The sequence below is a fragment of the Dyella silvatica genome, assembly GCF_026283955.1.
GTDB lineage: Bacteria > Pseudomonadota > Gammaproteobacteria > Xanthomonadales > Rhodanobacteraceae > Dyella_C > Dyella_C silvatica.
The window spans coordinates 1-3,676 of record NZ_JAPDPE010000207.1; the positions used below are offsets into that span (position 1 = coordinate 1).

Consider the following 3,676-nt stretch of genomic DNA (forward strand, 5'->3'; position numbering starts at 1 on the left):
CCATCGCCAACATGCGGCGGCGGCGCTGGGCGTCGGCCGCAATACGCTTACGCGCAAGCTCGGTGCGTCGCGCACGCGCAAACCCAGCGGCGCCTGAATATTTAGTGCCTAAATAACCCGGGATATCGGTCATGAGCTTAGCCAAGATTCGCCCCGCCAACGCGGTGGATATCCCCCATCTGGTGAGGTGGAATGCCGCCATGGCCTGGGAGACCGAGGCCAAGCGGCTCGATCTGGCCGTGCTTGAACGCGGCGTGGCGGCGGTGCTGGATGAGACGCGCCGGGGTTTCTATCTGATCGCCGAGCGCGCCGGCGACGCCGTCGGCAGCTTGTTGGTGACCTATGAATGGAGTGACTGGCGCTGCGGCGATTTCTGGTGGATCCAGAGTGTCTATATCGCGCCGGAGGCACGTCGTGGCGGCGTCTTTCGCGCGCTATACGCGGATGTGGCCGAGCGCGCCCGCGCTGCCGGCGCCGTGGGTTTGCGCCTGTATGTGGAAACCGAGAATCAGCGGGCGCAAGCGACGTATGCCGGGCTGGGCATGCAGCGTTGCCATTACCTGATGTACGAGGCGTCGCCGTTATAGCGCTTAGTGCAGTGCGGTCGCCGGCGCGCTCAGACGCCCTTGCTCATCCAGCACGATGCGGCCCAGTGCATGCAGGTCGGGCGCTATGCCGAAATGATCCGCCAGCATCGCGACCAAACCGCCGAGCGCCTGCGGTTGCAAGGGATAGCCATGTGCCAGTGCGCGCGGCAGGCCACCGTGACCGCGTTGGGTGACGGTGATGGCGACCACGCCAAGCCCCGGTGCTTCATGGGCGAACAGGGTCGGCGAGTCGAAGCCAGGGTCGATGGTCGCCAACATTTCCAACAGGCTGCCGGGTGATGTATCCACGCTGGCTGGCGCTTGCAGACGCAGAGGCAGGCCATGGGCTTCGAGCAGGGCTGCGTACTGGCGCAGTTCGAACACAATGCCGGCGAAGGCATGCGAGCGTTGCGCCGGGTCGCCGGATTGATCCTGCAGCCACTGCGCCGGCGAGGGGATCAAGACCTTGCCCTCGGCGTAGCGCAGCGGAAAGCCGCGCGCGCTGAGCGTGGTTTCTTCGCGGTATGGCGTAAGTAAGGCGGCTTCGAGCAAGCTCCACAAGGGCGATAGATTGACGTGTTCGTATTGCACGCAGGTCAGCGCCAGCAGATCGTTGCGGCTTAGGTAGCGCACGTGCTCCAGCTTCACGCCGAGCGTGCGCATCAGCCAGTCGGCGGTGCGGGTGCCGGCTTCGCCGCGACCGACCAGCTCCACTTCCAGCTGCTGGCTCAATGACTCGGCCAGATCTTCCGGCGCCAGCAGGCTGAGCGGCAGCAGTCGCATGGGGCCATCGGCATAGGCGGGATCGGGCTGCAGCGGCTGTGCCGGCATATGGCCTTCATGGCTGCCAAAGGCCACCACGTTGTCTAGATGACCGCGTGGCACCCGGCGCGCCAGCTCATCCAGCGTGGACCACACTGGAAATCCGGGACGCAGCAATTCCGCCGTATCGAACAAGGCGCCGGCCAGCGCCAGCCGGGCCTGATCCACTTGCGGCAACAGCGCATGCAGGTCCGCGGCGACCAAGGCGGCTAGCTCGGCGGCCTCGTCGCGGCTCAGGCTGAGCCGGGAGCAGCTTTCACCGGGCGACAATTCCAGGGCCAGCACGGCGGGCAGGGCGAGCAGCGATTGCGCTTCCAAGTGGGGTGAATCCAAAGCGTAAAGAGTGGCGATTCTAACATTGGCGTTTAAAGGCCCCGCTGGCCCGCGTGCAGGGCGCGTCAAGATCACCCGTGCGGAGCCTGTGAAGATCACCCACGCGAAGCACGTAAAGATCACAAATAGCGGCGAATGGGCTTTCGCCGCGGGGCACGGCGGGTTAGCCTTGCGTCTCAGGTTCGGTCGGATTGTCAAGGGCATGGAAAACACGCAAAAGCGCGTCGGTGTGATCGGCGGTGTACGAATCCCGTTCTGCCGCAACAACACGGCTTACGCAGATGTCGGCAATTTCGGCATGTCGGTAAAAGTGTTGGGCGCGTTAGTCGAGCGGTACGGATTGCACGGCGTCGAGCTGGGCGAGGTGGCCATGGGTTCGGTCATCAAACACCCCTCGGACTGGAATCTGGCGCGCGAGGCATTGCTTTCTTCCGGGCTGGCGCCGACGACCCCGGGCATTACCACGGCGCGTGCGTGCGGCACCTCGCTGGACAATGCCATCATCATCGCCAACAAGATCGCCGTCGGGCAGATCGAGGCTGGTATCGCGGGCGGTTCGGATACCACCAGCGACGTGCCGATCGTGTTTAGCGAGCGTCTGCGCAAGCGATTGCTGGCGATGAATCGCGGCAAAACCTGGCAAGACAAACTCCGCGCCGCCACCCAGGGTTTCTCGTTCAAAGAACTCAAGCCGTCGTTTCCCGGCGTGGCCGAGCCGCGTACCGGCAAGTCGATGGGCGACCATTGCGAGCTGATGGCGAAGGAGTGGCAGATCACGCGCGAGGCGCAGGATCAACTGGCCCTGGCCAGTCACCATAAACTTGCCGCAGCGTACGAGGCTGGTCTTTTCAATGATCTGGTGGTGCCGTTCCGCGGTTTGAAACGCGATGGATTCTTGCGGCCCGATTCCACGCTGGAAAAACTGTCCGCGTTGAAGCCGGCGTTCGACAAGACTTCCGGTCGCGGCACGCTGACCGCAGGCAATTCCACCGGCTTGTCCGACGGCGCCGCCGCAGTCTTGCTGGCCAGCGAAGATTGGGCGGCCCAGCGTGGCCTGACCATCCAGGCTTATCTGCGCGATGCCGAAGTCGCCGCGGTGGATTTCGTCCACGGCGAAGGCTTGCTGATGGCGCCCACCGTCGCGGTGCCGCGCATGCTGGCCCGCCATGGCCTCACCTTGCAGGACTTCGACTACTACGAAATCCATGAGGCGTTCGCCGCGCAGGTGTTGTGTACGCTGCGCGCCTGGGAATCGGCCGACTATTGTAAAAACCGGCTGGGTCACGATGCGCCACTGGGCTCGATCGACCCGGCCAAGCTCAACGTCAACGGTTCCAGCCTGGCCGCTGGTCATCCGTTTGCCGCGACCGGCGCGCGCATTATCGCCACCCTGGCCAAGATGCTTGAACAAAAGGGTTCTGGCCGCGGCTTGATCTCGATCTGTACCGCCGGTGGCATGGGCGTTACGGCGATCCTCGAACGGCCGTAACCACGGCCGTGCCGCGCCTACGCACTACCGCCGGTTTTAGCCTGCTGCTGTTGTTGGGCGGTGTCGCCGCTACCGGCTGGTTGAGCGAGCAGACGGCGGGTTGGGCAGGGCCGGCAAAGTCGATGAAACTGGTGGCGCAGGCAACTGTGCACGAGCGCGCCAAGCCGGCCAAGGTCAAACCGGCACTACGACTGGCGTTGCGGCCATCGATGCCGATGGTTCCCGTCGCCGCACGATCGCGGCCGGCAAGCTCGGCTGAGGCGCACGCCGAAGAAGTGCCCTCGCTGGTGCCGCTGGTGATGCCTGCGGTGGCGGTGCCTTATGCCGAACTGCGTGGTCATTTGAATGGACGAGTGCTGCTGCATCTGGCCATCAATAGCCTGGGTCAGGTCACCGCAGCCGCGGTAAGCCAATCCAGCGGCGATGCAGTGCTGGATGCCCATGC

The 3,676-nt window shown here is 64.4% G+C and carries 5 protein-coding genes; 4 read left to right on the top strand and 1 reads right to left on the bottom strand.

The genetic code is table 11. The features are described 5' to 3' along the window. Together OUZ52_RS22510 and OUZ52_RS22515 are read left to right on the top strand one after the other, a co-directional pair. On the top strand, nucleotides 1-97 hold a 97-nt coding region (locus OUZ52_RS22510; RefSeq protein ID WP_266160848.1), incomplete at its 5' end, for a helix-turn-helix domain-containing protein. Nucleotides 98-131: 34 nt separating this feature from the next. Beyond that, nucleotides 132-587: a GNAT family N-acetyltransferase gene (locus tag OUZ52_RS22515; protein WP_266160843.1), complete on the top strand. Its 456-nt coding sequence runs from the start codon at nucleotides 132-134 to the stop codon at nucleotides 585-587. 3 nt (nucleotides 588-590) lie between these two features. Here OUZ52_RS22515 and OUZ52_RS22520 read toward each other — a convergent pair whose 3' ends face one another. Beyond that, a complete protein-coding gene (locus tag OUZ52_RS22520) occupies nucleotides 591-1,727 on the bottom strand; it encodes a hypothetical protein (protein WP_266160845.1) in 1,137 nt (378 codons plus the stop codon). A 217-nt stretch (nucleotides 1,728-1,944) separates the two neighbouring features. On the opposite strand from OUZ52_RS22520, the gene OUZ52_RS22525 reads away from it, so the two are divergent. Beyond that, nucleotides 1,945-3,231: an acetyl-CoA C-acetyltransferase gene (locus OUZ52_RS22525; protein WP_266160846.1), complete on the top strand. Its 1,287-nt coding sequence runs from the start codon at nucleotides 1,945-1,947 to the stop codon at nucleotides 3,229-3,231. Nucleotides 3,232-3,239: 8 nt separating this feature from the next. Beyond that, a partial coding sequence (locus tag OUZ52_RS22530) for an energy transducer TonB (protein WP_266160847.1) occupies nucleotides 3,240-3,676 on the top strand: 437 nt, incomplete at its 3' end.

Coding starts and splice junctions, on each gene's coding strand:
- OUZ52_RS22515 (WP_266160843.1), top strand. CDS start 132: ATGAGCTTAGCCAAGATTCGCCCCGCCAACGCGGTGGATATCCCCCAT.
- OUZ52_RS22525 (WP_266160846.1), top strand. CDS start 1,945: ATGGAAAACACGCAAAAGCGCGTCGGTGTGATCGGCGGTGTACGAATC.